Raw genomic sequence first — 25,601 nt, forward strand, 5'->3', positions numbered from 1 at the left:
GGGGGACGGGTGCGTCGCAATCAGGTAATGAAATCCCATGGCTTGGCCCTGCGCAGTGCAGGGGAGGGGCCCTTGCTGCTCTTGCTGCACGGGCTGGGCTCTTCCAGCCTCGACTGGCAGGCGCAGATCGAGCGTTTTTCCGAGCGCTACCGGGTGGTGGCCATGGACTTGCGCGGCCACGGTCAGAGCATGCAGGAGGGGCCCTTTGACGTGCCCACCCTGGCGGCGGACGTGGCCCGCTGGCTCGACGAGCAGCCCGAGCCTGCCTGGGTAGTGGGGTTGTCGCTCGGTGCCATGGTGGCGCTGGAGCTGGCGCTGCAACTGCCCCACAAGGTGCAGGGGCTGGTGCTGATCAACGGCTTCAGCGAATTTCTGCTGGAGACGCCAAAGGAGCAGGAGCGCTATGCCATGCGCCTCAAGTGGCTGCGCTGGTTCGGCATGCGGCCGCTGGCGTGGTGGCTCGGTCGCGAGCTCTTTCCCGGCCCCGATCTCGCCCAGGTGCGCCACACCTTCCGGGGGCGCTTCGTGCGCAACAAAAAGAAGACCTACAAGGCGCTGCTGGAGGCGCTGCCCGGCTGGTCGGTGCGGGCTCGTCTCGGCACCCTCTGGCAGCCGGTGGCCATCATCTCCACCAGTCACGACTATCTGCCCCTGGCGCGGCGGGTGGAGCAGTTCGCCTCCCTGCCCAATGCCACCATCCACACCCCGGATGGTCACCACGCCTGGCCGGCGGAAGATCCCGCCGGGTTCAATCATCTGTTGCAGCGGATCCTCTCAACCCATTGAGGGGAGCAGACAGCAGAGGTAGATAAAAAAGCCGAACCCCGGGGTTCGGCTTTTTTGTGGGCGCAGCTCAGGGCCTTGAGCAGACCGGGCAGTTGGGGCGTTTGGGCAGTTTCAGCTCGCGAAAGCTGCCACCCAGACCGTCGATCATCAGCAGGCGGCCACTGTAGCTTTTGCCCATGCCCGCCAGCAGCTTGATGGCTTCGAGCGCCTGCAGGCTGCCCACCAGCCCCACCACGGGGGCCAGTACCCCCGCCTCGACACAGGTGAGGGCCTGATCGCCAAAGAGGGCGCTGAGACAGGCGTAGCAGGGTTCATCCTCCTGCCAGGTGAAGCTGCAGAGCTGCCCTTCCAGCCGGATGGCGGCGCCGCTGACCAGGGGCACCTTGTGCTGGCGGGCGCGCTGGTTGAGGAGGTTGCGGATGGCGACGTTGTCGGTGCAGTCGAGCACCAGCTGATGGCCTGGCAGCAGGGCATCGAGCAGCGCCTCATCGGCGAGGGTGGCGTGGGTCTCCACCTCGAGCCAGGGGGTGAGGGCGCGCAGGGACGTCGCCGCGGACTCCACCTTGAGCTGGCCGATGCGCTCGTCGCTATGCAGCACCTGGCGCTGCAAATTGGAGAGCTCCACCCGATCGAAATCCACCAGGGTGAGGTGGCCGACCCCGGCCACCGCCAGATACTGGCTGGCGGCGCAGCCGAGGCCCCCGGCGCCGATGACCAGCACGCGGGATTGCTTGAGCGCCTCCTGTCCCTCGAAGTCGAAGGATTTGAGCACGATCTGGCGGTTGTAGCGAAGGAGTTCTGCGTCGCTCAGGATCTCGCTCACAGCAGCAGCCCCGAGAAGGGCTCGACGGTGACCGTCTCACCGGCGGCCACCTTGCCGCGCTCCTGCTCGAGCACGATGTAGCAGTTGGCCCGGGACAGGGAGCTGAACACCCCGGAGTCCTGGGAGCCGGTGCTGCGTACCTCGAGGCCATTGGGGCCCACGCTCAGGATGCCGCGCTGGAAGTCCTGGCGCCCCGGGCTCTTCTTGAGCGGCGCTGTCGCCAAGGCCTGGAGGGGGTGCGGGCGTGCAAACTGCTGACCGGCGAGTCTGGCCAGGGCCGGTTGCACCAGCTGATCGAAGGTGACCATGGCGGAGACCGGGTTGCCCGGCAGACCGAAGAACCAGGCGTTTGGCAATCGGCCAAAGGCGAAGGGTTTGCCCGGCTTGATGGCGAGCTTCCAGAAGCCAATTTCCCCGAGCTCTTCGAGCAGTTGCTTGGTGAAGTCCGCTTCTCCCACCGAGACCCCCCCGGTGGTGATCAGGGCATCGGCCTCGCGGTCGGCCTGCAAGAAGGCGGCGCGCAGGGCCGCCGGATCGTCGGGGATGATGCCAAGGTCCAGGCACTCACAGCCCATGCGGCTCAGCATCGCCTTGACCCCGTAGCGGTTGGAGTCGTAGATGTCCCCGTGCTGGAGCGGGGTGCCCAGAGGCTTGAGCTCGTCCCCTGTGCTGAAGATGGCGACCCTGAGGGGACGGCGCACCGTGACGTTCGCGATGCCAAGGGAGGCGAGCAGCGGCAGCTCCCTGGGGCTCAGGCGCAGGCCGCTTTCGAGCACCCGGGCGCCCTGCGCCAGATCCTCGCCGCGGCGACGGATGTTCTGGCCAGGCGTGGGCGCGGTCAGGAAAGTGATCCCGTTGTCGCCGGCTTGCGTTTCTTCCTGCATCACCACAGCGTCTGCACCCGGGGGCACAGGGGCCCCGGTCATGATGCGGATGCAGTGGCCGGCGGGCCACTCCCCCTCATAGGGCTGGCCCGCAAAGGCCTTGCCCGCCACGGGGAGCGGCACCCCGGCGGCGAGATCCGCCAGGCGCACGGCATAGCCGTCCATGGCGGCGTTGTCGAAGGGGGGGACGAAGAGAGGGGAGCTTATCTCCTCGGCCAGGATCCGATCCAGCGCCTGGGGCAGGGGCAACCGCTCCGTCTCGCAGCAGCAGGTGAGTTGTTCCAGCATCCCTTGCAGGGCCTTGTCCAAGGGGAGGAGTGCACCGGTATCGAATCCCATCATCATGACCTCTCTGGTGTGTAGGGGGCGGATTATCCCAAAAATCCGCTCCGATGGGCAGGCCGAAGGTGCGGTAATGGGGGGCAGATGCTCCGGTGTGATCGGATTCTGGGACGCTATCCCGTTGAATTACCTCCTGATGGGTAACCAGGGCGAGGCTTGCGCGGGATGGCAGGTGGGGAAGAGGCGGCACGGCCGTGCGCCTTGCCCCCGAATGGGCAGGCCGGTGCGGACAAAACGGGGTGGTTTGGCATAAAGTCGGGCACCGGGCTTGAGTTAGACAGAATTATGACAATAATCGCCCTGTAAGATTGCGCCGCGGCACCATGCCGCAGGCCAGCACAGTCCCTGAGCGTGGGAGAGAAACACGATGACGAGCTTAAGCCAGGAGGCCCTGTTGGTCAGGGCTGCGCTCGAGGCCGAGGGCCTTGAGACACCTCTGGTGGCCAATGAATTGAGCGGCCAGCAGAAAAAGGAAAAAATCGAAGGTCATATGCGCGCCATCATGGAGACGCTGGGACTGGATCTGGCCGACGACAGTCTGGCCGAGACCCCTCACCGCATTGCCAAGATGTACGTGAACGAGATCTTCTCCGGCCTCGACTATGCCACCTTCCCCAAGGTGACGGTGATCGAGAACAAGATGAAGGTGGACGAGATGATCATGGTGCGGGACATCAGCCTCACCAGCACCTGCGAGCACCACTTCGTCACCATAGACGGCTTTGCCCACGTGGCCTACATTCCCCGCGGCAAGGTGATTGGCCTGTCGAAGATCAACCGCATCGTGCAGTTCTTCGCCCGCCGTCCCCAGGTACAGGAGCGGCTGACCCAGCAGATCCTGCTGGCGTTGCAGACCCTGCTTGGCACCAGGGACGTGGCCATCAGCATCAAGGCGACCCACTTCTGCGTGAAGGCCCGTGGCGTGATGGACTCCACCTCCTACACCACCACCACCTCCCTGGGCGGCGTCTTCAAGACCCAGCCCGACACCCGCGCCGAGTTCCTCGGTGGTCTGAAAGGGTAGTGCTCCCGGGGCCTGTCGCCGACAGGCCCCGTCTCCTTTCCCTCACTTTTTTTGAAAAATACCTAAAGTTGTGACCGTGCCGGTCGCTATGGCTCTCCGTGTTGTCGGACGGTCTGGTTGACGCCGACACCCCCGGGCCCGCCCTTGTGCGCGCCGACAGGGACGAGATGTGCTGCCAAGGAGGGTAGTGAAGGCGCAGGCCAGGCCTGCGCCCAGCAATGCCACTTGTTTTCCCCCATGCAGGACATCCCATGAACACCATGACGATAGGCAAAAAACTTACCGCCGGCTTTGCCGTACTCGGCCTGATGATGGCCTTTATCGGCGGCTTCTCGCTGTTTGAATTCAGCAAGATGAACCGCGCCGCCATCGGCTTTACCGACAGTATCCTGCCCGCCGTCGTGCGCACCAGCACCCTCGGCGAGACCATCAATGCCCTGCGCCGCTACGAACTGGATGTCTTCCTGGTGGCGGACGATGCCCAACAGAAGGCCCGCTATCGCAACGAGAGCGAGAAGAGCCTGCAAGAGGCTGCGCGCCAGATAGTGGCCCACGATGGCACCATCTGGGCGGAGGATCGGGAGGAGCGCCGCGCCTTTGACATCGTCAAGGCGGACTGGGAGCGATATGTCGCCCTGCACCAGCGCATCCGGCAGATGCAGGACTCGGGACAGATGGCCGAAGCCCAGCACCTCTTCATGGGGGAGGGGGTCACCCTCTATACCAATCTGACCAAGTCGGTGGGTGAGCTTATCCGCATCAACCACGGCTACTCCGTGGGCTCCCGTGCCGAGGTGGTGGACGCCTTTGACAGCGCCAAACTGAGCGTGACCCTGGCCCTGGTGATAGGCCTGGCCCTGGTTGTCGCCCTCTCGGTGGTGCTGACCCGCCAGATCCGCGACCCGCTCATCATGCTGGCCCGTCAGGCCCAGCGCATCGCGAGCGGCGATCTCGGCCGGGGCGAGCTGCAGGAGTGGGTCCGCGGCAACCGCTTCAACCGCGACGAGCTGGGTCAGCTGGGGTCGGCCATCGACCGGATGTAGGGGGCACTGGCAGAGCTGGTGAGCGAAATCTCCGGCTCGGTGAGCCAGCTCAGCAGCGCGGTAGAGGAGGTGAGCGCCATCTCCGAGCAGTCCGCCAAAGGCATGGCAAGCCAGCAGGGAGAGGTCTCTCAGGTCGCCACCGCCATGAACGAGATGCAGTCCACCGTCAATGAGGTGGCTCGCAACACCACGGACGCCATGGGGGCGGCCAAGCAGGCTTCCCGCACCTCCACCCAGGGCAACCAGGTGGTGCGCAGCGCCATCGGCAGCATAGAGCAGGTTTCCCGCCAGATAGAGCAGGCCGGGAGCGTGGTGCAGCAACTGGAGACCGACAGCGCCAGCATCAGCATGGTGCTGGACGTGATTCGCGGCATCGCCGAGCAGACCAACCTGCTGGCCCTCAACGCGGCCATCGAAGCGGCCCGGGCCGGCGAGCAGGGGCGTGGCTTTGCGGTGGTGGCAGACGAGGTGCGCAGTCTGGCCCAGCGTACCCAGGCATCCACCGCCGAGATCAGCAAGATGATCGAGGTGCTTCAGGAGCGCACCGCCGAGGCGGGCAGCGCCATGCAGCTGAGCCGTCAGCAGATGCAGGAGAGCGTGGAGCTGGCGCGGGAGGCGGGGAGCAGCATCGACAGCATCAACGGTGCCGTCACCCAGATCACCGACATGAACACCCTGATCGCCACCGCCACCGAGCAGCAGAACGCGGTCACCGAGGAGCTCAATCGCAGCATCGTCAAGATCCACACCGCCGCCGACGAGAATGCCCAGGGGGCGCAGCAGACCGCCCAGGCCTGCGTCGAGCTGAGCAGGCTGGCCACCTCGCTGCACCATATGACCCAGCGCTTCACCCTCTGAGTCTTGCTGCCACCCGGCACAGCGCAGAAGGCCCCGCCAATCGGCGGGGCCTTGTTGTTTGTCATCGCCCTCCCTGTGCCCGTTTCAACCGGCCCGCCTGCCCCGTCACCTACCGGATGGGGGGATGACAGGCCGGATGTTCGAATTCGCTCACAAATCGGCGATTAATTTCATGCGGGGCCGTTTGCGACCTGTTTGCAAGCCCGTATGATGCCCCCCTTTTTTGGATCAAGAGACCCACCATCCGTCATGTTCCGTTCCATCAAGTATCAAGTCATGTTCTTTGCGGGTTGCATCCTGCTGACCACCGTCCTCAGCGTGGTGGGTTACAGCTATGTTTCCCTGGCCAGCATGCAGGAGAAGATCCAGCAGGAGAGCCACGATGCGGCCCGCCAGCAGGCCAGGCAGTGGCTGCTGACCCTGGCGGATGGTCAGGCGAGCGAGGTGGCACGCTCCTTCGAACTGGCGCTGGATGCGGCCGAAACCCTGGCGGCGCTGCTGGCGGGCAATGTACATCAGTCCGAGCCTCTCGATCGGGACGAGGTCACGGCCCTGCTCAAGGACATAGGGGATCGCAACCCGGATTTCCTCAGCATCTACAGTGGCTGGGAGGCGGATCGTTTCGACGGTCAGGATGCGCTCCATACCGGTGATGGCCGGCATAGCCAGGCATCGGGCAACTTCGCCCCCTACTGGAGCCGCGGCCCGGCCGGTTTTGACCTCAAACCCCTGGGGGATTTCTACAGCAAGACGCCGAGCGCGACCGGGATCCGGGCCTCCGAGTGGTATCTCTGCCCGCAGGAGAGCAAGGCAAGCTGCGCCGTCGACCCCTCCGTCTACCAGGTTAACGGTCAGCCCACCCTGCTCACCTCCTTCGTGGTGCCTGTGCTGAACGGGGATCAATACCTCGGCATGGTGGGCATCGACTACTCCCTCAACTACCTGCAACGGCTGGCCGCTGACATCAGCCGACGGGTATTCGACGGGCAGGGCAGGGTGCGCATCATCAGCCCCATGGGCATCATCGCCGCCGACTCCCGCGATGGCGACGGGGTAGGGCAGCGCTTGCAGGATCCATCCTTGCTGGCCCAGTTGCAACGCGGCGAGAGGGGCAGCGACGAGCATGCCGATGGCTTGAGGGTCTTCGCACCCATCAGCCTCAACAAGGTCACACAGGCCTGGGGGATCGCCATCGAGGTGCCGGGCAGCGCCCTCTATGCCGAGTACGAGCGGATGGCGCAGGCCCGTGCCGAGGCCTTTGGCAAGGGGGTCTGGACCCAGCTGATGGTGGGCATCCTGGTGGCGGGTATCGGTCTGGTCGGGCTCGCTTTCGCGGCAGGGTCCATCTCCCGGCCGGTGCAGGAGACGGCTCGCATGGTGGCGCGTCTCTCCAGCGCCGGAGGGGATCTGACCCAGCGGCTGACCCAGCACCGGCGCGATGAGACCGGGGTGCTGGCGGAGGGGATCAACCAGTTCGTCGCGACCGTGCAGGGCATAGTGACCGACACCGCCACCAGCGTGCACGAGTTGCAGCAGGCGGCGGTGAACTCGGCCAGGCAGGCCCAGCAGGGGCTGGCGAACAGCCATCACCAGCTGGAGCAGGTCGAGCTGGTGGCCACGGCCATCCATGAAATGTCATCGACCGCAGACTCCGTCTCCAGCAGCGCCCAGATCACGGCCCAGGCGGTGGATGAGACCCGTCATGCGGTGCACAAGGGTCAGCAGGTGGTGAGCGCCTCTGCCAACGGCATCCGCCAGTTGAGTGCCCAGGTCAGCGAGGTGTCGGACAGGATCACCGCCTTGCAGCAGCAGGGGGTGCAGATTGGCAGCATCCTGGATGTGATCCGGACCATCTCTGAGCAGACCAACCTGCTGGCGCTGAATGCAGCCATCGAGGCGGCACGGGCCGGTGAACATGGTCGCGGTTTCGCCGTGGTGGCCGACGAGGTGCGTACCCTGGCATCCAAGACCCGGGCCTCGACCCAGGAGATCCAGCTGATGATAGACAGGCTGCGGGATACCACGCGCGCCGCGGTCGACACCATGACAGAGGGGCGCCAGTTGAGCAGCCTGGCGCTGCGTGATGCCGAGCAGGCGGTAAGCGAGCTGGCGACCATAGTGCAGGCCGCCGACCGTATCCAGGACATGGCGACCCAGATTGCGAGCGCCGCCGAGCAGCAATCCAAGGTGAGCGAGGAGATTAACCAGAACGTCAGCAACATCCACGAGCTGGCGAGCGCCTCCACCCGGGTGGCCCGGGAGCAGGATGCCCAGAGCCGGCAGATGCACGGGTTGACCGAGACGGTCATGAGCAAGCTGGGGCGCTTCCACTACTGATGGCGTTCTGATACGCATAACAAGGCCCCGCCAATCGGCGGGGCCTTGTTGTTTCTGGCTGGACCTGGGCGCCGTCAGCTCAGGCCGACGATGTCGCCGTCATCGTTGATGTCGATATGGCGATAGGCCGGCAGGCTGCCCAGGCCCGGCATGGTCATGATGGGGCCTGCCAGGGCATAGACGAAGCCTGCCCCCGCGCAGAGTTTCACCTCTTCGATGGGCACCTCGAAGTCCGTCGGCACGCCCTTCCTGGCCGGGTCATGGCTCAGGGAGAGCGGCGTCTTGGCCATGCAGACGGGCAGGTTATCCTGGCCCTCTGCCGAGAGTCTGGCCAGTTGCTGGCGCGCCTTGTCCGAGAGGGTGACGCCCCGGCCACCATAGCCGCACTCCACCAGGGTGGCGAGCTTGGCGGCAAGGCTCATCTCATCGGGGTAGAGCAGCCTGACCTCACTGGGCTGCTTGCAGGCCGCCACCACGGCGTGAGCCAGATCCGCCGCACCCGCGCCACCGTCAGTGAAGGCCCGGGAGAGGGCGACCCCACAGGCACCGGCCTGGCGCGCCGCCTCCAGCAGGGCCAGCTCGGCATCGCTGTCGCTGGGGAAGCGGTTGATGGCGACCACCACGGGCACCCCGTAACGGCGGGCGTTGTGAATATGCCAGGCGAGGTTGGCGCACCCCGCTGTCAGGGTGGGGAGATCTTCCCCTTGCAGGCTGGCCGGCAGCGGCTGGCCCGGCCGGATGTCAAGCAGGCCGCTGTTGGCCTTGAGGCCGCGCACCGTGGCCACCAGCACCACGCAGGCGGGGGCGAGGCCGGATTGGCGATACTTGATGTTGAAGAACTTCTCCAGCCCCATGTCGGAGCCAAAACCCGCCTCGGTCACCACGTAGTCGGCAAGACCCAGCGCCATGCGATCGGCGATGACGGAAGAGTTGCCGTGGGCGATGTTGGCAAAGGGGCCGGCGTGGACCAGCACAGGGGTCTGCTCCGTGGTCTGCATCAGGGTGGGCTTGAGGGCGTCTTTGAGCAGCACCGTCATGGCCCCCGCCACTTCCAGCTGCTCGGCGGTGATGGGCTTGCCGCGCAGGTCGAGGGCGAGCTGGATGCGGCCGATACGCGCGCGCAAGTCCCTGAGATCCCTGGCCAGGGCCAGAATGGCCATCAGCTCGGAGGCGGCGGTGATGACGAAGCGATCGGGGCGCTCGACCCCATCGGCAGCGCCGCCCTGGCCGAGGGTGAGGTGGCGAAGCGCCCGGTCGTTCATGTCCAGGGTGCGGGGCCAGAGGATGTTGGCCGGGTCGATATCGAGCCGCGCCAGACCGGTTCTGGCGCTGAACTGGTCACCGAGTTTGCGTTCATGGAACAGGCGGGCATCGAGGGCGGCAGAGGCCAGGTTGTGGGCGGCGGTGAGGGCGTGAAAATCCCCGGTGAGGTGGAGGTTCATCTCCTCCATCGGCACCACCTGGGCCATGCCGCCCCCGGCGGCGCCCCCCTTGACCCCGAAGACGGGGCCGAGGCTCGGCTGGCGAATGGTGGCGATGCTGGGCTGGCCGATGTGGTTGAGCCCCATGGAGAGGCCGATCGTGGTGACTGTCTTGCCCTCCCCAAGGGGGGTGGGCGTGATGGCGCTCACCAGCACCAGCTTGCCGGGCTCGCGGGCGGGGGCGTGATGGAGCAGCGCGAGGTCGAGTTTGCCCTTGTAATGGCCGTGGGGGTGGAGATGGGCGGACGCTATGCCGAGCTGTGCTGCCACCTCGGCGATGGGCAGGCGGGGGGACTGGCGGGAGATCTCGATATCGCTTAGCATCAGCACCTCGTTGGCATGTCAGGTCAAATATGCGGCGAAGTCTAGAGGAATCAACAGGGTAATCCAATGAGCAGTACTATTTTATCCGGCAGTCGTGAGCCCCATCAAAGCCCCATCCTGCTGGATCTCAACGCCCTCTATCACCCGCCCAAACGGCCCCTCACCGCCCTTGGCATCGTCAGCGCCTTCATTCCGCTCTTTGGTTACGGCTGGCAGGCGATGACCCAGGATCCCGAGACCCACTTTCGCCACGAGCTCGGCAAGCGCATCAACAAGCACAAGAGCGACGAGGCGAACCTCGCCCTGATGATGCAGTTGGCGGCTATGCTGGATTGCCACTGCCTGCACGTCACCCTGCCCTATGCGCTGGGGGAGGCCGAGCTCGCCGCCTTGCGCCAGCGTCTGCCACGCTGGCAGATGAGCCAGCAGGATCACCTGCTGGTGGCCGAGCTGATGCCCACCCCCTGAGCCCGGGCTCAGGTCTCCCTGTCCCAGTAGTGGGGCGCCAGATAGCGCTCCTGCACGAATTCGATGAAGCAGCGCACCTTGGCCGACACGAAACGGCGGTGCGGATAGAGGGCATAGAGCCCCACCTGCCCCTTCTCCCACTCCAGCAACAAGGGGACCAGCGCCCCCGAGCGCAGCGCATCCCCCACGATGAAGGTGGGCTGCAAGATGATGCCCTGGTGGTCGCAGGCGGCCCGGGTCAGGGCCACCCCGTTGTTGGCGCGAAGGGGCCCCTGGGGGCGGATGCTGTGCTCCTCCCCATCCCGTTTGAAGACCCAGTCCGGCTGGGTCAGGGTGTAGATGAGGCAGTCGTGCTGCTTGAGATCCTCCGGGGTCTTCGGCCTGCCCCGGCGGGCCAGGTAGTCGGGGCTGGCGCACACCACCATCTTCATCATGGCGAGCGGCTTGGCCACCAGGGAGGAGTCCGGCAGGTTGCCGATGCGCAGGGCCAGATCGAACCCCTCCTCCACCAGGGCCACCCGCCGGTCGCTGTACTCAATCTCGAGCTTCAAGTCCGGGTAGCGCTCGCGAAACAGCGGCAGGGCGGGGGAGAGGTGCAGGTAGCCGAAATCCATGGGCACCGAGAGCTTGAGGGTGCCCTGGGGCTGCTGGTTGTTGTGGGTGAGCTGGCTGTGGGTCTCTTCCAGCTCCGCCAGCAGGGCCAGGGAGCGCTGGTAGTAGAACTGGCCCGCCTCGGTGGGATTGACCTGGCGGGTGGTGCGCGACAGCAGCCGGGTGGAGAGGGACTCCTCGAGCTGCTGCATCAGCTTGGAGGTCATGGCGACCGAGATCCCGAGCTGATGGGCGGCCTTGGTGAAGCTCTGGCACTCCACCACCTTGATGAAGGTGCGCATGGCGGCTATCTGATCCATATTCCACTCTCGGTTGATAATTATTTTAATAAATCGATGATTATCTATTCTCGATAGGAGGTTAGCATTTTGTTCACCGTTGTGAACCCTCAATGAAGGAACGATCGGAATGAAAATGACCAAGGCCCTGCTGGCCTCCTGCCTGTTTATGGCGGCTCCCCTGATGGCTGCCGATTACGATGTCGATGCAGCGCACACCACAGTCCAGTTCAAGGTGGGCCACCTCGGCTTCTCCGAACTGGTCGGCCGGTTCAACACCTTCAGTGGCACCTTCAGCATGGACGACGCCAACCCGGCGGCGGCCAAGGCGAACTTCGAAATCGATGCCGCCAGCGTGGATTCCAACCACGAGGCCCGCGACAAGCACCTGCGCAGCCCCGACTTCCTGGACGTGAAGCAGTACCCCAAGATGACCTTCGTCAGCACCAGCTATGAAGGCACCAAGGACAAAGGCGTGCTCAAGGGCACCCTGACCCTGCACGGCGTCTCCAAGGACGTGGCCTTCGACCTGGTCCACATCGGCGAAGGCAAGGATCCCTGGGGCGGCTACCGCAGCGGCTTCAACGCCACCACCACCATCAAGCGCAGCGACTTTGGCGTGAACTACATGGTGCCGAACATCCCTGACGAGATGACCATCAACCTGTTCGTTGAAGGCGTGCGCAAGTAATGGGCGCAGCACTCCTGCTTCAAACCCTGGCGGCTCCTTTAGGGGCCGCTTTGCTGTCGTGGCGCTGGCCGCGGCTGGGCTATCTGTGGGGCGCCCTGGGGATCTGGCTGGTGGGCTGCCTGCTGGGCGGTGCCTATGGCCTGCCGGTCAAGGCGTGGCAGTGGCTGCCGTTGACCCTGCTGGTGCCCGCCCTGACCCAGGGTGCCAGCAAGGGGGTCGCCCTCGCGCTGTTCGGGGGGCTGGGCGCCCTGGTGTGGTGGCAGGGGCTGGCCTCCGTGCTGGCGAGCGAGCCCGGGATCTGGCTGGCCCTGCTGCCCGCCATCCTCTGGTCTGGCTGGATGAGCTGGCGCGGTGACAGCGAGGAGGGGCTCGGCTTCGCCCTGGCCTTCATCTGGCTGGCGCTGGTCATCGGCATCGATGGCAGCCTGCTCATCGCCCAGCTGACGGGGGCCCTGGCCGCATTTGCCGGATTCCGTGCCCTGCTCGGCGCCTTTGCAGGGGTCAAGGTGACCCCGGCTGCCCTGGGGCTTTCACTCGCCTTCGTGCAGATGCTCGCCTGGCAGTACGTGGAAGTGCCCCTGCTGGTGCTGCTGCCGGTCTGGCTGTTGCCGCTGCTGGAACGTGCCCTGCACGGGCGCCCGGGACTCTCTCGCTGGGGGGTCTTGATCCTGGTGGCGGCCGTTGGTGCCGGAGTGAGTCTGTGGTGGGTATGGCCAGAGGCGTCACTTTACTGATTTCTGCATGAAAAACAGGCTATTACCTTAGAAATTGATGGGCTTGTCAAAGTCTGGACAGATAAAGATTGAGACCCATGGTGCTTTCGGATAAAAAGGATTTTCAATTATCTGGATACACACAGAACCCGGCTATGCCGGGTTCTGTTTGCCTGCTTTCCCGCGGCATGCTAAGGAGGCCACAGTTGCACAGTCAGGGATCTGAGCATCTGTTTTTTCGCCATTTCACCGAACAGGGATGTCTTGGGGATCTCTGCATCCTGCTGGTGACCCACCTGCTTCCCGACAGACCCGACTTCATCCAGGTGCTCGATCGGGTGGGCCGGGTCGGCGCCATCCTGCCCAAACCCAAGTCCGTGCACGGGCCGACGCTGGCCTGGGCCCAGCAGCACTACCCCGTGCTGCCCCTCAATCGCCACTGGACCTCGGATCCCGGTGAGGTGATCGCCCAGATTGCCCCTCTGGTGATGTCTCACGAGCGGCTCATCATCCTCGACATCGGCGGCTACTTCGCCAAGAGCCAGGCGGTACTGGCCGAGCACTTTGGCGCCCGCTTCATCGGGGTGGTGGAGATGACCGAGAACGGCCATCAGCGGTATGAGCAGGAGTCCCTGGCGGCCCCCGTCATCTCGGTGGCCCGCAGCCCCCTCAAGCAGGCGGAAGATATCCAGATCGGCCTGAGCGTGGTCTACTCCGCGGAGTCCCTGGCGCGTACCCTGAGGCGTACCTTCAATGTCTGCCAGGCCGCCCTGTTCGGCTATGGCAAGGTGGGGCGCAGCATCGCCCGGGAACTGCGCTGTCGCAACCTGCATCTGGAGCTGGTGGAGACGGATGCCCTGCGCCAGGTGGAAGCGCTCTCCCACGGCTTCAAGCTGGTGAACAAGGCCGAGGCCCTGGGCCGTGCCGAGCTGGTGATCTGCTCCACCGGCAACGGCTCCCTCGATATATCCGATCTGCAGGCCCTGCGCCCCGGCGCCATGCTGGCCTCGGTCACCTCCGCCGACGACGAATTCGCCTTCAGCCTCGCCCAGCTGCCCTGGCCGAGCGAGGAGGTGTGTCCCCATGTGCTGGCCCTGACCCGGCCGGACGGCAGCACCATCTTTTTGCTCAACCGGGGGGAGGCGGTCAACTTCGTCCACGGCGCCGTCATCGGCGAATATGTCTACCTGGTGCTGGCGGAGATCATCGAAGGGGTGCACCAACTGGCCCATCAGGCATCCACCCCGGGCCTTCACGAACTGCCCCAGGCCACCATGCAGCGCATCGCTCGCCACTGGTTGACCGATTTTCACGGAGTCACCCCATGACAGACACCCATTTGCCCCTCGCGAAACCGCGCATCGAAATCCGTTACTGCACCCTCTGCCGCTGGATGCTGCGGGCCGCCTGGCTCGCCCAGGAGCTGCTCTCCACCTTCGACGGCGAACTGGGAGAGGTGGCCCTGGTGCCCGCCAGCAAGGGGGAGTTTCGCATCCTGGTGGACGGGGTGCTGGTGTGGGACAGGGTGGCCGACGAGGGCTTCCCCGAGGCCAAGGAGATCAAGCAGCGGGTGCGGGATGTCATCGCCCCGGAGCGGGATCTCGGCCATGCGGATCGCAAACCCGCAGCCGAGTAGGCGGCATCACCCATGATGTGAAAGAGGGAGGCGCAGGCCTCCCTCTTTCGTTGCGACGCCCGGTCAACGGTCGCCAGATGTGGCCGGCGCTTCCCCGGCGGGGAGGCCAATATAGCGGGCCCGCTTGTGGGGCTTGATGCGGCTCACGTCCACCCACACCAGGCCGTCGATGCAGTGGTTGAAGTCCGGGTCGATGCCAAAGTCCATGAACTGCACGCCCCCCGGCTCGCACAGCTCGGCGTACTGCTTATAGAGGGTGGGAATGGCGCAGCCCAGGTTGTCGAGCCCGGCCTTGAGCACCTTGAGGTCATCCCCGTAATCGCGCCCCTCGAACAGCGTCGGCGTGGCGGGATAGGGGCGGCGGGAAGGGGCGAGGGCAAGGGTGGGGGCGAAGTGCTGGCGATAGAAGCTCACCAGCAGATCCTTGGCCGCCGGCGGCAGGCTGCCGGAGAGGGTGACGGGCCCGAACAGGTAGCGGTATTGGGGATAGCGGGCCAGATAGGCCCCGATGCCGAACCAGAGGTAATCGAGCCCCCGCTTGCCCCAGTAGGCGGGCTGGATGAAACTGCGGCCAAGCTCGATGGCCTGTTCCAGCCGGGGCAGCAGCTTCTCTTCGAAGCCGAACAGGGTGTGGCTGTAGAGGCCATCCAGCCCCTTGCTGGCCAGCCGTTCGGCCACCGGGGCGAAACGGTAGGCGCCGATGATGTCGAGGCGGGCGGGATCCCAGAGGATGAGGTGGTGATAATCATCGTCGAAGGCATCGAGATCCCGCCGCTTGCCCGAGCCTTCCCCCACCGCCCGAAAGGCGATCTCCCGCAGGCGCCCCAGCTCACGCAGGATCACCGAGTGGCTCTGCTCGTGGCGGCGATAGAGCAGGATGCGCTGGCCGTCCGGGGTCTGGCCGAGCAGCTCGCACCCGTCGATGGCCTGTTTCAGCAGGCGGCGATCCTCCGGCAGGGCGATGGGGGCCTCGGTCTGCAACCGTCCCGCCTTGCCCCGAGCGATTCGGTAGAGGTGGCCGCGCACCAGCCGGGCCGCCGTCTTGGCCGGCAGCTCCTGAAAACTGGCGAGGGGAATGCGCGCCCCTATGGTCACCGGCAGCGTCTGCCCCTGCTGGCGAAACAGCTGGCGTACCAGCAGCAGGGCGGAGGCGGGCTTGTTGAGCCAGGAGGCGAGATAGAACCAGAGGCTGTTGCGCCCTCCCAGGTGAATGGGCACCAGGGGCGTTCGGCTGCGCTGGGCCAGCTTGATGAAGCCGGCCTGCCAGGGGCCATCCTTTACCCCCTTGGGGCCGAGGCGGGAGACCTCGCCTGCGGGGAAGATAACCAGGGCCCCGTCGGCGGCAAGGTGTTCGTTCATGGCGAGGATGGCCTGCCTGTCGGTCTTGCCCCCCAGGTTGTCCACCGGCAGCAGCAAAGGGCGCAGCGGCGCGAGCTGGGCCAGCACCTGGTTGGCCACTATCTTGACGTCGGGGCGGATGCGCCCGATGAGGCGTAGCAGGGCCAGCCCGTCCAGGGAGCCGATGGGGTGGTTGGCGACAAGAATGACCCGGCCGCTGGCGGGAATGTGCTCGAGCTCGGCCTCGCTCACCCGGTAGTCGAAGTGGAGCTCGGTGAGGGCCTGCTCGACGAAGTCCAGACCGCGCAGGTGGGGATGGCGCGTGGCAAAGCGGGTGAAGGCCTCTTCGTGCAGCAACCAGCTCAGCCCCTGCCTCATCAGGGGACGGAGGAGGGGCTGGCTGGCGAGGCGGGGCAGGTGCTGCCCCAACAGGGTATCGACGTCGAACATGGGCAAGGCTCCGCTGAACTTTGCCCCAGCTTGACGCCCCTGCGTGCCTTTCGTGTGTCGGTTGGGTGACGGTTTGATGACGGGGCGAGCCCCGTCCTTGCTCCCTTACTCTGCCCGCCAGGCAGAGGTGAGGCGCACCAACGCCACCAGGGTGGCGACCGCTTTTTCCATGGATTGCAGGGGGATGAACTCGTGCTTGCCGTGGAAGTTGTGACCGCCGGTGAACAGGTTCGGACAAGGCAGCCCCATGAAGGAGAGCCGGGCGCCGTCGGTGCCGCCGCGAATGGGTTTGATCTTGGGCACCACGTCGGCGGCCTCCATGGCGGTTTTGGCCAGCTCGACGATGTGGGGATGGGGCGCTATCTGGCTGCGCATGTTGCGGTAGTTGTCCGCTATTTCCAGGGTGATGCGTGCCCTGGGGGCGTCCAGTTGCAGGGAGGCGACCCGCTCCTTGAGCTGGGCCTTGCGGGCGGCGAAGCAGTCATCGTCGAAGTCGCGGATGAGGTAGTGCAGGGTGGTCTCCTCCACCGTGCCCTCCATCCGGGCCAGGTGGAAGAAGCCCTCATACCCCTGGGTGCACTCCGGGGTCTGTTCGGCGGGCATGGCGGCATGGAAGCGGGCGGCCAGGGTCTGGCTGTTGATCATGCTGCCCTTGGCGGTGCCGGGGTGGACGTTGTTGCCTGTGATGCGCACCGTGGCGCTGGCGGCGTTGAAGTTCTCGCATTCGAGCTCGCCGAGCTCGCCGCCATCCACCGTGTAGGCCCACTTGGCCGGGAAGCGGTCCAGCGGGAAGCGGTCGGCACCGCGCCCTATCTCCTCGTCCGGGGTAAAGCCGACCCAGACATCGCCACGGGGGATCTCGGGGTGAGCCTGCAGGTATTCCACGGCGGTGAGGATCTCGGCGATGCCCGCCTTGTCGTCGGCCCCCAGCAGGGTGGTGCCGTCGGTGGTGATGAGATCCTGCCCCAGGTAGTTTTTCAGGAAGCGGTACTGGCGGATGGCCAGCACCTCATCCCCCTTGCCAAGGCAGATATCGCCCCCCTGATAGTGCTCGACTATCTGGGGAACGACGCACTCGGCCTCGTAATCGGCGGTGTCCATGTGGGCGATGAGCCCGATGGCGGGGGCATCCGGCTGGTTGCCCGGCAGGCAGGCGGTGAGGTAACCATGCTCGTCCAGGGTGACCTGGCTCAGCCCCATCTGCGTCATTTCGTCGCACAGGGCCCGGGCGAAGAGGCGCTGTCCCTCGCTGCTGGGGCAGGCAGGATTGGTCGCATCGGAACGGGTATGAAAGGTGAGGTAGTGGAGAAAGCGCGAAAGCAGGGTGTTCATGGGCAAGCCTCGGGTCACGAAAGAGGAGTCATTGTGGCCAAGACGGCGGCGCCGCTTATTGCGTCAGCGCAGTTTTTGATGACTTTGTGGGGGAGAGAAGGGCCATCGAGGGGGAGGGGCGGGGATCATCGCTTGGCACCTTGCATAAAAATTCCAAAATAAAAACTGGTTAAGCAATTGCGAAAAAGCTGAATTTCCCCTCGGCCCAGCGCTGGCAAGGGGTGACCCAAAATGCGTGACGTGTTGGTTATTTTCATCGCCTCGCCCACGCACTCCCATCCCTCGCCATCCCAGAGCCCGCCTTGCTGGCAGCGAGATTTTGCCCCCCGATGAAAACCCGTTTTTTAACACGATTTTTTATTGTCACTGGCTGCGGTAAGTGTGTACACTCCGCGCCGATCCAAGGGCAACCCTGCGCAGGCCGTGTCCGCCAGACCCGCAGGATCATGACGCCTATAGGGCGAGGCACGCAGAAACGACAGACACTGCTGGGGAATGGTTTCTTTAATACCGGTTAGGCTCCGGTATCAGGGAGAACAACGGACTCTCATCTTTCAGCTGACCGAGTGGGCTTCGGGCTCATCATCTCCCTTGTCATGGGCGGTCACTGGCGTTGAGCGGGTCGTAGTGGTTGTCGTCCATCAACACGATGCGTGCTGACGTCTTCCCTTCTCTTCCTTGAAACCCTCTCCTGTCCGTCGGGATGGCTGCCGAATGATGAACAAACGGCGTGGCTGATGCCGATTGTCATCAAAGTACCGCGGTACGCCGGCAAGGTGTTACCGCATACCGTTGAGCTTGATGTAAAGCCACCAGCCCCACATCAAGACTCGTTACTTCCCAAGATCCACCAGGCAGCCTTGGCTTGCCGCGATGTGCAATGAACAGGATGTGGCGGAGCATGCTCCGTTGCGGGTCCAACGTCAGCAGGCCGCTCTGGCTTGCCGCATTTTGCAATCAATGGTCTGGATGTGATTGAGGGTAACGAAGGCGGCCCACGGCCGCTCATTTGCGAGGCATAGCCCATGACTAACTGGTCCAGCAAGGACTCCTTGAAGGTCTACAACGTTCCCTACTGGGGTGCGGGTTTTTTCAATATCAATGACGCCGGTCATGTGACCGTCTCTCCCGACAAGTCTCGCCCCGAGGCTCAGATCGTGCTGTCCGAGGCCATCGAGCAACTGCGCCAGTCCGGGCTGACCACGCCGGTGTTGCTGCGTTTCCCCGACATCCTCAAGAGCCGGGTCGATGCGCTGTTCAACGCCTTCGGTCAGGCCATCGAAAAGTCAGGCTATGAAGGGGATTACCTGTGCGTTTACCCGATCAAGGTAAACCAGCAGCGCCGCGTCATCGAGACCATCAGTCAGTCCTACAGCGACAAGCCGAGGCTTGGGCTGGAAGCGGGCTCCAAGCCCGAGTTGCTGGCCGTGCTGTCCCATCATCATGAGCAAGGGTCCGTGATCGTCTGCAACGGTTACAAGGACCGCGAATACATCCGCCACGCCCTCCTGGGCAACCTGATGGGCCACAAGGTCTACATCGTGGTGGAGAAGCCCTCCGAGCTGGAAATGGTGCTCGACGAGTCAGCTCGTCTCAACATCAAGCCCAACATCGGGGTGCGCGCCCGTCTGGCGTCCACCGGCTCCGGCATGTGGGAATCGAGCGGCGGTTCCATGTCCAAGTTCGGTCTCTCCGCCTCCCAGATCCTGGCGCTGGTGGAGCGTCTGCGCAGCCTCGGCAAGCTGGACTGCCTGCAACTGCTGCACTTCCACCTGGGTTCCCAGATCGCCAACATCCGCGACATCCAGGGCGGCATCCGCGAGTGCGGCCGCTTCTACGCCGAGCTGTGCCGTCTTGGCGCCAAGGTCGAGGTGGTGGACGTGGGCGGCGGCCTGGGTGTGGACTACGAGGGCACCCGTTCCCAGAGCCACTGCTCCGCGAACTACAGCCTCTCCGAGTACGCCAACAACGTGGTCTGGGGCATCGGCGATGTCTGCCGCGAGTTCGACCTGCCGCACCCGACCATCATCAGCGAGTCCGGCCGTGCCCTGACTGCACACCACGCCGTGCTGGTCACCAATATCATTGGTGCCGAAGGGGTGGAGGTGAACGACATCAGCGCCCCGGACGAGGACGCGCCCACCATCTTGCAGAACATGTGGAAAGGGTGGCTGGACCTGCGCGGGGAAGATCCCTCCCTGCTGGAGATCTTCCACGACTCCGTGGCGGATCTCGGTGACGTCAACGCCCAGTACACCATGGGCCTCTTGAACCTGGAGCAACGTGCCTGGGCCGAGATGCTGCACCAGAACACCTGTCTGGCGCTCAAGGAGCTGCTGAACCCAGTCAACCGCAACCACCGCGCCCTGGCCGACGAACTCTCCGAGAAACTGGCTGACAAGTGCTTTGCCAACTTCTCCCTGTTCCAGTCCCTGCCGGATGCCTGGGGTATCGGTCAGGTGTTCCCGGTGATGCCGCTGGCCGGCCTCGAGCGTCCGCTCACCCGCCGCGGCATCCTGATGGACATCACCTGTGACTCCGACGGTCAGGTGGAGCACTACGTCGACGGTCTGGGGGTGGAAAGCACCCTGCCGATGCCGGTCTACGGTGAGCACGAAGAGTGCCATGTCGGCTTCTTCCTGGTGGGTGCCTATCAGGAGATCCTGGGGGATCTGCACAACCTGTTCGGTGACACCCACTGCGCGGAAGTGTGGCTGGATGAAGAAGGCAAGATGGACATCCGCAACGTGGTGCGTGGTGACACCGTCGACCAGCTGCTGCGTTACGTCAACATCGACCCGTCCGTGATCCGCGAGAACTACCAGCGCATCGTCTCCCACCCGGCGCTGGACGACGAGACCCGCAAGGCCCTGCTCGACGAGCTGGAGCTGGGTCTGCAAGGCTACGCCTACCTGGAAGACGAATAAGCCAGCGGCTTGTTCCCCGTCGGTCAAATGACGGACATGAAAAACGGCGCCTTCGGGCGCCGTTTTTGTTGCGCTGTTGCCAGGCTGGAGCCGGTTGGCGGGCTCGGTCATCCAGGCTGGCGGCATCCCGCCCCGGCCAGATCCGGCCACTGCCCGCTTCTGCCCGCCACCTCCCTTGATCCAGGTCAAGGGGGACTTAGGTCCCTTATTTTACGGTCAAGGGTGAGGTTGGTGAATGACACATAAGGATGTGCGTATGGAACTCAAGAGGGACCCGAGATGCTATACCGACGTCTGTATCGACGGTAAGTGGTATCACTACGATCACTGCAGCACTCACGTTTATATGCTGATGGGGGGCGCCGCCCCCAGCCTGCAGCTTGCCCATGAACCCGGCAGTGAAGAGGAGCTGGTGGAGATGCTCCGTCAGCACCCTCAACGCTGACTGCCTGCGGGCCATCGGGGGTATCGTCCCGGCGGCCCGCCTTGCTCAGCCCGCCTTGCGGCCCAGGATCTTCTTGCCCATCTCCAGCAAGGCCGTTGCCGCCGCATAGGCCTCGTCTGACTTGCCTATCTCGTCCGCCACGTAGAGAAAACCGGATCTGTACTTCTCCACCGCCTCGTGGGGAGTGGCTGCGTCGATGAAATCCTCTTCCACCTCGAACCCTTGTGTCAGCAGCGCCTCCTTCTCCGTGAGGAAGGTGGGGGAGGCCATGTCGACATAGGTATATTGCTGACGGCGGGAGGCGGGGACGCTGAAGAACTGGAATCTGGCCATGGATGTGGCTCCTCTGAACGGGTGATCTGCCATGGGGGGCGCTCGATGCGCCCGGCAAGATAAAGGAGCATTCGAGTCTTGCAGCAGACTACCTTGAGTCGTGAAGGGACGCAATCGGGCTGGTGATCACTCTGGCGACATGGGCGCAGCGCCCCACCTGCTTGTCAGGCAAGCACACCTTCCAGCACCCGCTGGGGAGTCTCGGGAGCGCAGTGGACAAGCAGTTGCTCCCCGGTCATGGGGCGTCCGAGCAGGTAGCCCTGCAAGGTGTCGCAGCCCAGCTCGGTCAGCAGGTCCCGCTGCTCCGGGGTTTCCACCCCCTCTGCCACGATGCGCATCTCCAGGGCCTGACCCAGGGCGATGATGGCGGCGATGATGGTGGCATCGTCGCCTCCCCGTTCCAGGGTGGTGACAAAGCCCCGGTCAATCTTGAGCTCGTTGGCGGGGAAGCGCTTGAGGTAGAGCAGACTGGAGTAGCCGGTGCCGAAGTCGTCGATGGAGATGCCAAGGCCGAGCTCGGCCAGACGGTTGAGGATGGCGAGGCTCTCCTCGGCCTTCTGCATGGCGGTGGATTCGGTGATCTCCAGGGTCAGGTGACGGGCCTCGAGCCGATGGCGGGCGAGGGCGCCCTGCACCTCCTCCAGCAACCCGGGGCTGGCGAGCTGGATGGTGGAGAGATTGACCGCCACGCTCCAGTCGTGATGACCCGCCGCCCGCCAGGCGCTCATCTGGCGGCACGCCTCGTCGATGACCCAGTTGCCGATGGGGATGATGAGCCTGCTCTTCTCCGCCAGCGGCAGGAAGCTGGCCGGCGAGACGGCACCATGCTCCGGGTGCTGCCAGCGCAGCAGGGCCTCGGCGCCGACCACCTGGCCGCTGCGGGCACAGTATTTGGGCTGGTAGTGCAGGGCCAGCTCCCCCCGCTCCAGGGCGTGTTGCAGCTCCTTGTGCAGCAGGAACTGCTGGTGGGCGTTGGCGTTCATGGCGCTGTCGAAGTAGTAGTAGTCGTTGCGCCCCTGCTCCTTGGCGTAATACATGGCGGCATCGGCGTTGAGGGTCAGCTCGTGCAGGCTGGTGCCATCCTGGGGATAGACGGCAATGCCGATGCTGGCGGTGATGTGCAGGCTGTGGTGCTCCCACTCATAGGGCTGGGCCAGGGTGGCCAGCAGCCGCTCGGCAAAGGCCGTGGCCTGGCTCACGTCCCCCGGCGCCAGGGCCAGCACGAACTCGTCCCCGCCAAAGCGCGAGGCGGTGTCGCTGGCACCGAGCAGGCCGGTGATGCGCTGGGCCACCTCGGCCAGCAGCAGATCCCCGGTGTGGTGGCCGTGGGCATCGTTGATGATCTTGAAGCCGTCGAGATCGAGAAACAGCAGGGAGAAGCTGCGCTGGCTGTGCTGACACTCCTGGATGCGCTGCTCCAGCCGGTCGGCAAACAGCAGCCGGTTGGGCAGCCGGGTCAGGCTGTCATGGAGCGCCAGCTTGAGCAGCTCGTCGTGGGCCTGGTGCAGGGAGGTGGAGAGCTTGGCGGCGTGGGCATCCAGCATGGAGAGCACGAAGGCGATGGCGAACACCGCCAGGGTCACTATGATGACCACGGTTGCCAACCACTGGGTATTGAGACCGGTGTAGAGGGCCCCGCACAGGCTCTCTGCGGGGAACTGGGCCGCCGCCATGCCGGTGTAGTGCATGCCGATGATGGCCGCCCCCATCACCAGGGAGGCGAGGGCCTTGCTGAAGAAGGCGCGGGGCGAGCTGTTGCGCAGGCGAAACGCTATCCAGAGCGCGGCACCCGAGGCGAATACCGCGATGAGGATGGAGAGGATGAAGAGCCCAGGCAGGTAGTGGATGCCGGGCGTTATCTTCATGGCCGCCATGCCGATGTAGTGCATGGTGGCGATGCCGGCCCCCATCAGCACGGCCCCGAACAGGATCTGGTGCCAGGGGAGCTGGGGACGACTCACCAGCCAGAGCGCAAAGGCCGAGGAGCCGATGGCCGCCACCAGGGAGAGACCGGTGAGGGTCAGATCGTATCCCAGCGCGATGGGCAGGTTGAAGGCGAGCATGCCGATAAAATGCATGGACCAGATGCCGAGCCCCATGGCGAAGGCTCCCCCCGCGAGCCAGAGCACGGCGGCCCGTCCCCGACTCTGGCTCACCCGACTGGTCATGGTCAGCGCCGTGTAGGAGGCGAGCACCGCCACCAGGATGGAGAAGAACACCAGATCCTGGCTGTAATAACTGTCGAGCATGGGGTGGGTTGGGGTCACGTTCATTTACTCTGGGGTACATCAGGGCCTGAGCCTGGGCCGGGTCAGGGGAAATCGGGTGGCAGATTGTACACTAGGCGTCCCTGTCTTGAGCCAGAGATTCGTACCAAAATGGCCCCCGGATCAGAGCAAAAACTCTGTCTTTTCTGGCATTGGCCGCCATCCTGTGACCGATAAACCGGCACATCCCCTGTCGTCCTTTCACGATAGCCGCAGGCCATGCGCTCAAGGAGTCAGCACAAGCCTGCATCCTCCGGGTCTTGGTTGACCCGGTACATCTGTTATCATCTTCCCCCTGTTTTCTTATCTCGTTGACTCTGCTGGAGAAACCATGTCTCGAACCCTCTATTTGCTGCGCCATGGCCAGACCCGTTACAACGCCGAATTGCGGTTGCAGGGGCGTTGCAACTCCGAGTTGACCCCCAGGGGAGAAGCCCAGGCCCTCGCCATGGGGGCCCGTCTGGCCAAGCTCCTGACCGAGCCCACCGACTGGACGATCTACGCCAGCCCCCTCGGCCGGGCACGGCAGACGGCGGAGCGGGTGTGTCAGCAGCTTGGCTTGGACCAGGAGCGCATCATCTGGGATGAGCGGCTGGTGGAGCTAGGGATGGGGGAGTGGGAGAGTCGCCGGGTGCCCGAGCTGCTGGCGGCCTACCCCGAGCTGGATCTGGAGGAGCCGGACTGGTATCTGCAGGCCCCCCATGGCGAGAGTTTTGAGAGCATTCAGCGCCGGGCCCGGCAATGGCTTGAGGACGAGCAGATTGCCGAGCAGGCCATCGTGGTTTCTCACGGTCTCTTTGGCGCCATGCTGCGCGGCGCCTATGTGGATCTGGACTACACCACCACCTGGCTGCAGGAGCTGCCACAGGATGCCTTCTTCAAACTCAGTGGCGGTCGCATAGAACGGATTGCCTGCTGACCACACGAAGGCGGCCCGCCGTGGGTGGGCCTTGTTGTGATGGGTCGCTCAGCCAACTGCCAATTTGGCCGCTTCTTTCCACATAAAAGGCGGCATCGGAGTAGTGAGACGCCATTTAATGTTCATCGGTTGGCTACCGCTGTGGGAGATGTACTCCACCTCACCGAAGTTCACAAAGCCAAGGGTGCGGCCAAATTCATCTTTGCTCTGCTCACGAACGAACAGAAACACGCGCTTACCCTCTGCTCTGTGGTTTATGTAACTCAGCCCCTTACCTCGCTCTGGGCGAGCGCTGTTTTGGCTCTGCCAATGGAACAGTGACTCGTTGATGGCGTAGTCGTGATAACGGGTGGTGGGGGAGAAGTGCTGCTCCGTTTTGTTCAAGGTCACGAACAGCAACTCGATATTGTGCTCTGCGATGACATAGACCCCTTCGCGAGCCGAGGGCTGTTGCGTGAAGGTGGTTGCCCCAAAGCCAACCAGCACCTGCTCTCTGGCATAACGGGCATGCAGTTGCAGTGGATTGCCGGGAAGGTCAGGCATGGCCAGTTGCTCGTGTTGCACCCGGTTGATCAGCATGGGCAACAGATCTGCCAGCTCGGCCCTCAACTCAGGTTGATTGAGTTGTTTCAGGCTGTGCGCCAACGTTCTAAAGCCTGCGTTGGGGCCGCTTTGTTGCCAGAAGTCGTAATGGCACATCAAGGCCATCCGCTCATCGTGTTCAGCCGTTAAGGTAAAGGCGCTTTCCACCAAGGTTTGTAAGAAGTTCAAGTAATGGAGCGCATCGCAGCCCAATAGCCGGGTTTTGATGGCCCGGGTGTAGAGGGTCGACAGCTTCTCATCGCTCATTTCAGAAACGGTATGGTTGTGGGCCTGTTTGACCAAGGCGCTCCAATTGCCGCGCTTGTAGATCTCCTCAAGGCTGATATGAGGGTAGAACTTCAGAAAATTCGCCAGTGTCAGCGGTAAATCGCAATCCTGTGAGAAACGGCGGATCAGGCCCATGAGGCGCGAGGTATTGAGAGTCGCCTTTTTGATATTGCTCAGAATTAACTCTTGGGTCTGTTTTGAGAGCTCGATGCGGCAGCCCAAGGGGGCGTGAGGGAAGCCCTGTTTGATCTCGTGGCTGATCGCTTTATTGGTTTTCATGTACAGGATCTTTAGCGCCAACCAATTGAAATAGATATAAAAAAGGCTTCGTTTGTGATCTAATTTTATCGCCAAACAAAATCAACACGCGCGAAGCCTATGACCATTATTAATGCTAATCACTATCTGGAGCAACTCCTG

General features: G+C 64.0%; 19 protein-coding genes and 2 pseudogenes. 12 read left to right on the forward strand and 9 right to left on the reverse strand.

The window, feature by feature from the left end; genetic code table 11:
* The first annotated feature begins 9 nt into the window (after positions 1 to 9).
* Positions 10 to 786, forward strand: a complete 777-nt coding sequence (locus tag J9892_RS07735) for an alpha/beta hydrolase (protein ID WP_199767372.1) — start codon at positions 10 to 12, stop codon at positions 784 to 786.
* A 67-nt stretch (positions 787 to 853) separates the two neighbouring features.
* On the opposite strand, the gene moeB is transcribed toward J9892_RS07735, so the two are convergent.
* On the reverse strand, positions 854 to 1,609 hold the full coding sequence (gene moeB, locus J9892_RS07740) for a molybdopterin-synthase adenylyltransferase MoeB (RefSeq protein WP_210538177.1): 756 nt from the start codon (positions 1,607 to 1,609) through the stop codon (positions 854 to 856).
* Entirely contained in the window at positions 1,606 to 2,832 is a 1,227-nt protein-coding gene (gene moeA, locus J9892_RS07745) for a molybdopterin molybdotransferase MoeA (RefSeq protein WP_053288944.1), read from the reverse strand. The genes moeB and moeA overlap by 4 nt, the downstream gene beginning before the upstream one ends.
* 370 nt (positions 2,833 to 3,202) lie before the next feature.
* Here moeA and folE point away from each other — a divergent pair, with 370 nt between their 5' ends.
* The 3 genes and pseudogenes from folE (at position 3,203) to J9892_RS07760 (ending at position 8,097) form a co-directional block, all read left to right on the forward strand.
* A complete protein-coding gene (gene folE, locus J9892_RS07750; protein WP_010674171.1) occupies positions 3,203 to 3,859 on the forward strand; it encodes a GTP cyclohydrolase I FolE in 657 nt (218 codons plus the stop codon).
* 251 nt (positions 3,860 to 4,110) lie between these two features.
* Positions 4,111 to 5,760: pseudogene (locus J9892_RS07755) on the forward strand (methyl-accepting chemotaxis protein).
* 249 nt (positions 5,761 to 6,009) lie between these two features.
* Complete coding sequence (locus J9892_RS07760) at positions 6,010 to 8,097, forward strand: methyl-accepting chemotaxis protein (protein WP_053288585.1); 2,088 nt, start codon at positions 6,010 to 6,012, stop codon at positions 8,095 to 8,097.
* A 74-nt stretch (positions 8,098 to 8,171) separates the two neighbouring features.
* On the opposite strand, the gene J9892_RS07765 is transcribed toward J9892_RS07760, so the two are convergent.
* Positions 8,172 to 9,902 carry a formate--tetrahydrofolate ligase gene (locus tag J9892_RS07765; RefSeq protein WP_210538178.1) on the reverse strand — a complete coding sequence of 577 codons (1,731 nt, stop codon included), beginning with the start codon at positions 9,900 to 9,902 and terminating at the stop codon, positions 8,172 to 8,174.
* A 66-nt stretch (positions 9,903 to 9,968) separates the two neighbouring features.
* Between J9892_RS07765 and J9892_RS07770 the strand changes: the two genes are divergently transcribed.
* Entirely contained in the window at positions 9,969 to 10,370 is a 402-nt protein-coding gene (locus J9892_RS07770; RefSeq protein ID WP_210538179.1) for a hypothetical protein, read from the forward strand.
* An 8-nt stretch (positions 10,371 to 10,378) separates the two neighbouring features.
* Here the strand turns inward: J9892_RS07770 and J9892_RS07775 are convergent, their stop codons facing one another.
* The gene (locus tag J9892_RS07775; protein ID WP_039038856.1) at positions 10,379 to 11,281 is read right to left on the reverse strand and encodes a LysR family transcriptional regulator; all 903 of its coding nucleotides are present in this window, start codon (positions 11,279 to 11,281) and stop codon (positions 10,379 to 10,381) included.
* A 109-nt stretch (positions 11,282 to 11,390) separates the two neighbouring features.
* Here J9892_RS07775 and J9892_RS07780 point away from each other — a divergent pair, with 109 nt between their 5' ends.
* The 4 genes from J9892_RS07780 (at position 11,391) to J9892_RS07795 (ending at position 14,300) form a co-directional block, all read left to right on the forward strand.
* Positions 11,391 to 11,951, forward strand: a complete 561-nt coding sequence (locus J9892_RS07780; RefSeq protein ID WP_102948221.1) for a YceI family protein — start codon at positions 11,391 to 11,393, stop codon at positions 11,949 to 11,951.
* Complete coding sequence (locus J9892_RS07785) at positions 11,951 to 12,685, forward strand: hypothetical protein (protein ID WP_210538180.1); 735 nt, start codon at positions 11,951 to 11,953, stop codon at positions 12,683 to 12,685. The genes J9892_RS07780 and J9892_RS07785 overlap by 1 nt, the downstream gene beginning before the upstream one ends.
* Positions 12,686 to 12,870: 185 nt before the next feature.
* Positions 12,871 to 13,992 (forward strand): adenosylhomocysteinase, encoded by a 1,122-nt coding sequence (locus tag J9892_RS07790; protein WP_201887739.1) that lies wholly within the window; start codon positions 12,871 to 12,873, stop codon positions 13,990 to 13,992.
* The gene (locus tag J9892_RS07795; RefSeq protein WP_010674179.1) at positions 13,989 to 14,300 is read left to right on the forward strand and encodes a SelT/SelW/SelH family protein; all 312 of its coding nucleotides are present in this window, start codon (positions 13,989 to 13,991) and stop codon (positions 14,298 to 14,300) included. The genes J9892_RS07790 and J9892_RS07795 overlap by 4 nt, the downstream gene beginning before the upstream one ends.
* 63 nt (positions 14,301 to 14,363) lie before the next feature.
* On the opposite strand, the gene J9892_RS07800 is transcribed toward J9892_RS07795, so the two are convergent.
* Both J9892_RS07800 and pepT read right to left on the reverse strand, forming a co-directional pair.
* Positions 14,364 to 16,088 carry a GNAT family N-acyltransferase gene (locus J9892_RS07800; RefSeq protein WP_103243411.1) on the reverse strand — a complete coding sequence of 575 codons (1,725 nt, stop codon included), beginning with the start codon at positions 16,086 to 16,088 and terminating at the stop codon, positions 14,364 to 14,366.
* Between the two features lie 105 nt (positions 16,089 to 16,193).
* On the reverse strand, positions 16,194 to 17,420 hold the full coding sequence (pepT, locus tag J9892_RS07805; RefSeq protein WP_103243410.1) for a peptidase T: 1,227 nt from the start codon (positions 17,418 to 17,420) through the stop codon (positions 16,194 to 16,196).
* Positions 17,421 to 18,445: 1,025 nt separating this feature from the next.
* Here pepT and speA point away from each other — a divergent pair.
* Positions 18,446 to 20,347 (forward strand): biosynthetic arginine decarboxylase, encoded by a 1,902-nt coding sequence (speA, locus tag J9892_RS07810; protein ID WP_042882536.1) that lies wholly within the window; start codon positions 18,446 to 18,448, stop codon positions 20,345 to 20,347.
* A gap of 256 nt (positions 20,348 to 20,603) precedes the next feature.
* Positions 20,604 to 20,792, forward strand: coding sequence for a hypothetical protein (locus tag J9892_RS07815; RefSeq protein WP_010674183.1), 189 nt, complete (start codon positions 20,604 to 20,606; stop codon positions 20,790 to 20,792).
* Between the two features lie 45 nt (positions 20,793 to 20,837).
* Here J9892_RS07815 and J9892_RS07820 read toward each other — a convergent pair whose 3' ends face one another.
* Positions 20,838 to 21,125, reverse strand: coding sequence for a hypothetical protein (locus tag J9892_RS07820; RefSeq protein WP_052814944.1), 288 nt, complete (start codon positions 21,123 to 21,125; stop codon positions 20,838 to 20,840).
* Positions 21,126 to 21,289: 164 nt separating this feature from the next.
* On the reverse strand, positions 21,290 to 23,398 hold the full coding sequence (locus J9892_RS07825; protein WP_227263536.1) for a bifunctional diguanylate cyclase/phosphodiesterase: 2,109 nt from the start codon (positions 23,396 to 23,398) through the stop codon (positions 21,290 to 21,292).
* A 325-nt stretch (positions 23,399 to 23,723) separates the two neighbouring features.
* On the opposite strand from J9892_RS07825, the gene J9892_RS07830 reads away from it, so the two are divergent.
* The gene (locus J9892_RS07830; RefSeq protein ID WP_103243408.1) at positions 23,724 to 24,311 is read left to right on the forward strand and encodes a histidine phosphatase family protein; all 588 of its coding nucleotides are present in this window, start codon (positions 23,724 to 23,726) and stop codon (positions 24,309 to 24,311) included.
* A 48-nt stretch (positions 24,312 to 24,359) separates the two neighbouring features.
* On the opposite strand, the pseudogene J9892_RS07835 reads toward J9892_RS07830, so the two are convergent.
* A pseudogene (locus tag J9892_RS07835) lies at positions 24,360 to 25,457 on the reverse strand (DUF3427 domain-containing protein); the annotation flags it as partial.
* Positions 25,458 to 25,601: the final 144 nt, after the last annotated feature.

Source organism: Aeromonas sp. Prich7-2 (assembly GCF_017939255.1).
GTDB lineage: Bacteria > Pseudomonadota > Gammaproteobacteria > Enterobacterales > Aeromonadaceae > Aeromonas > Aeromonas caviae.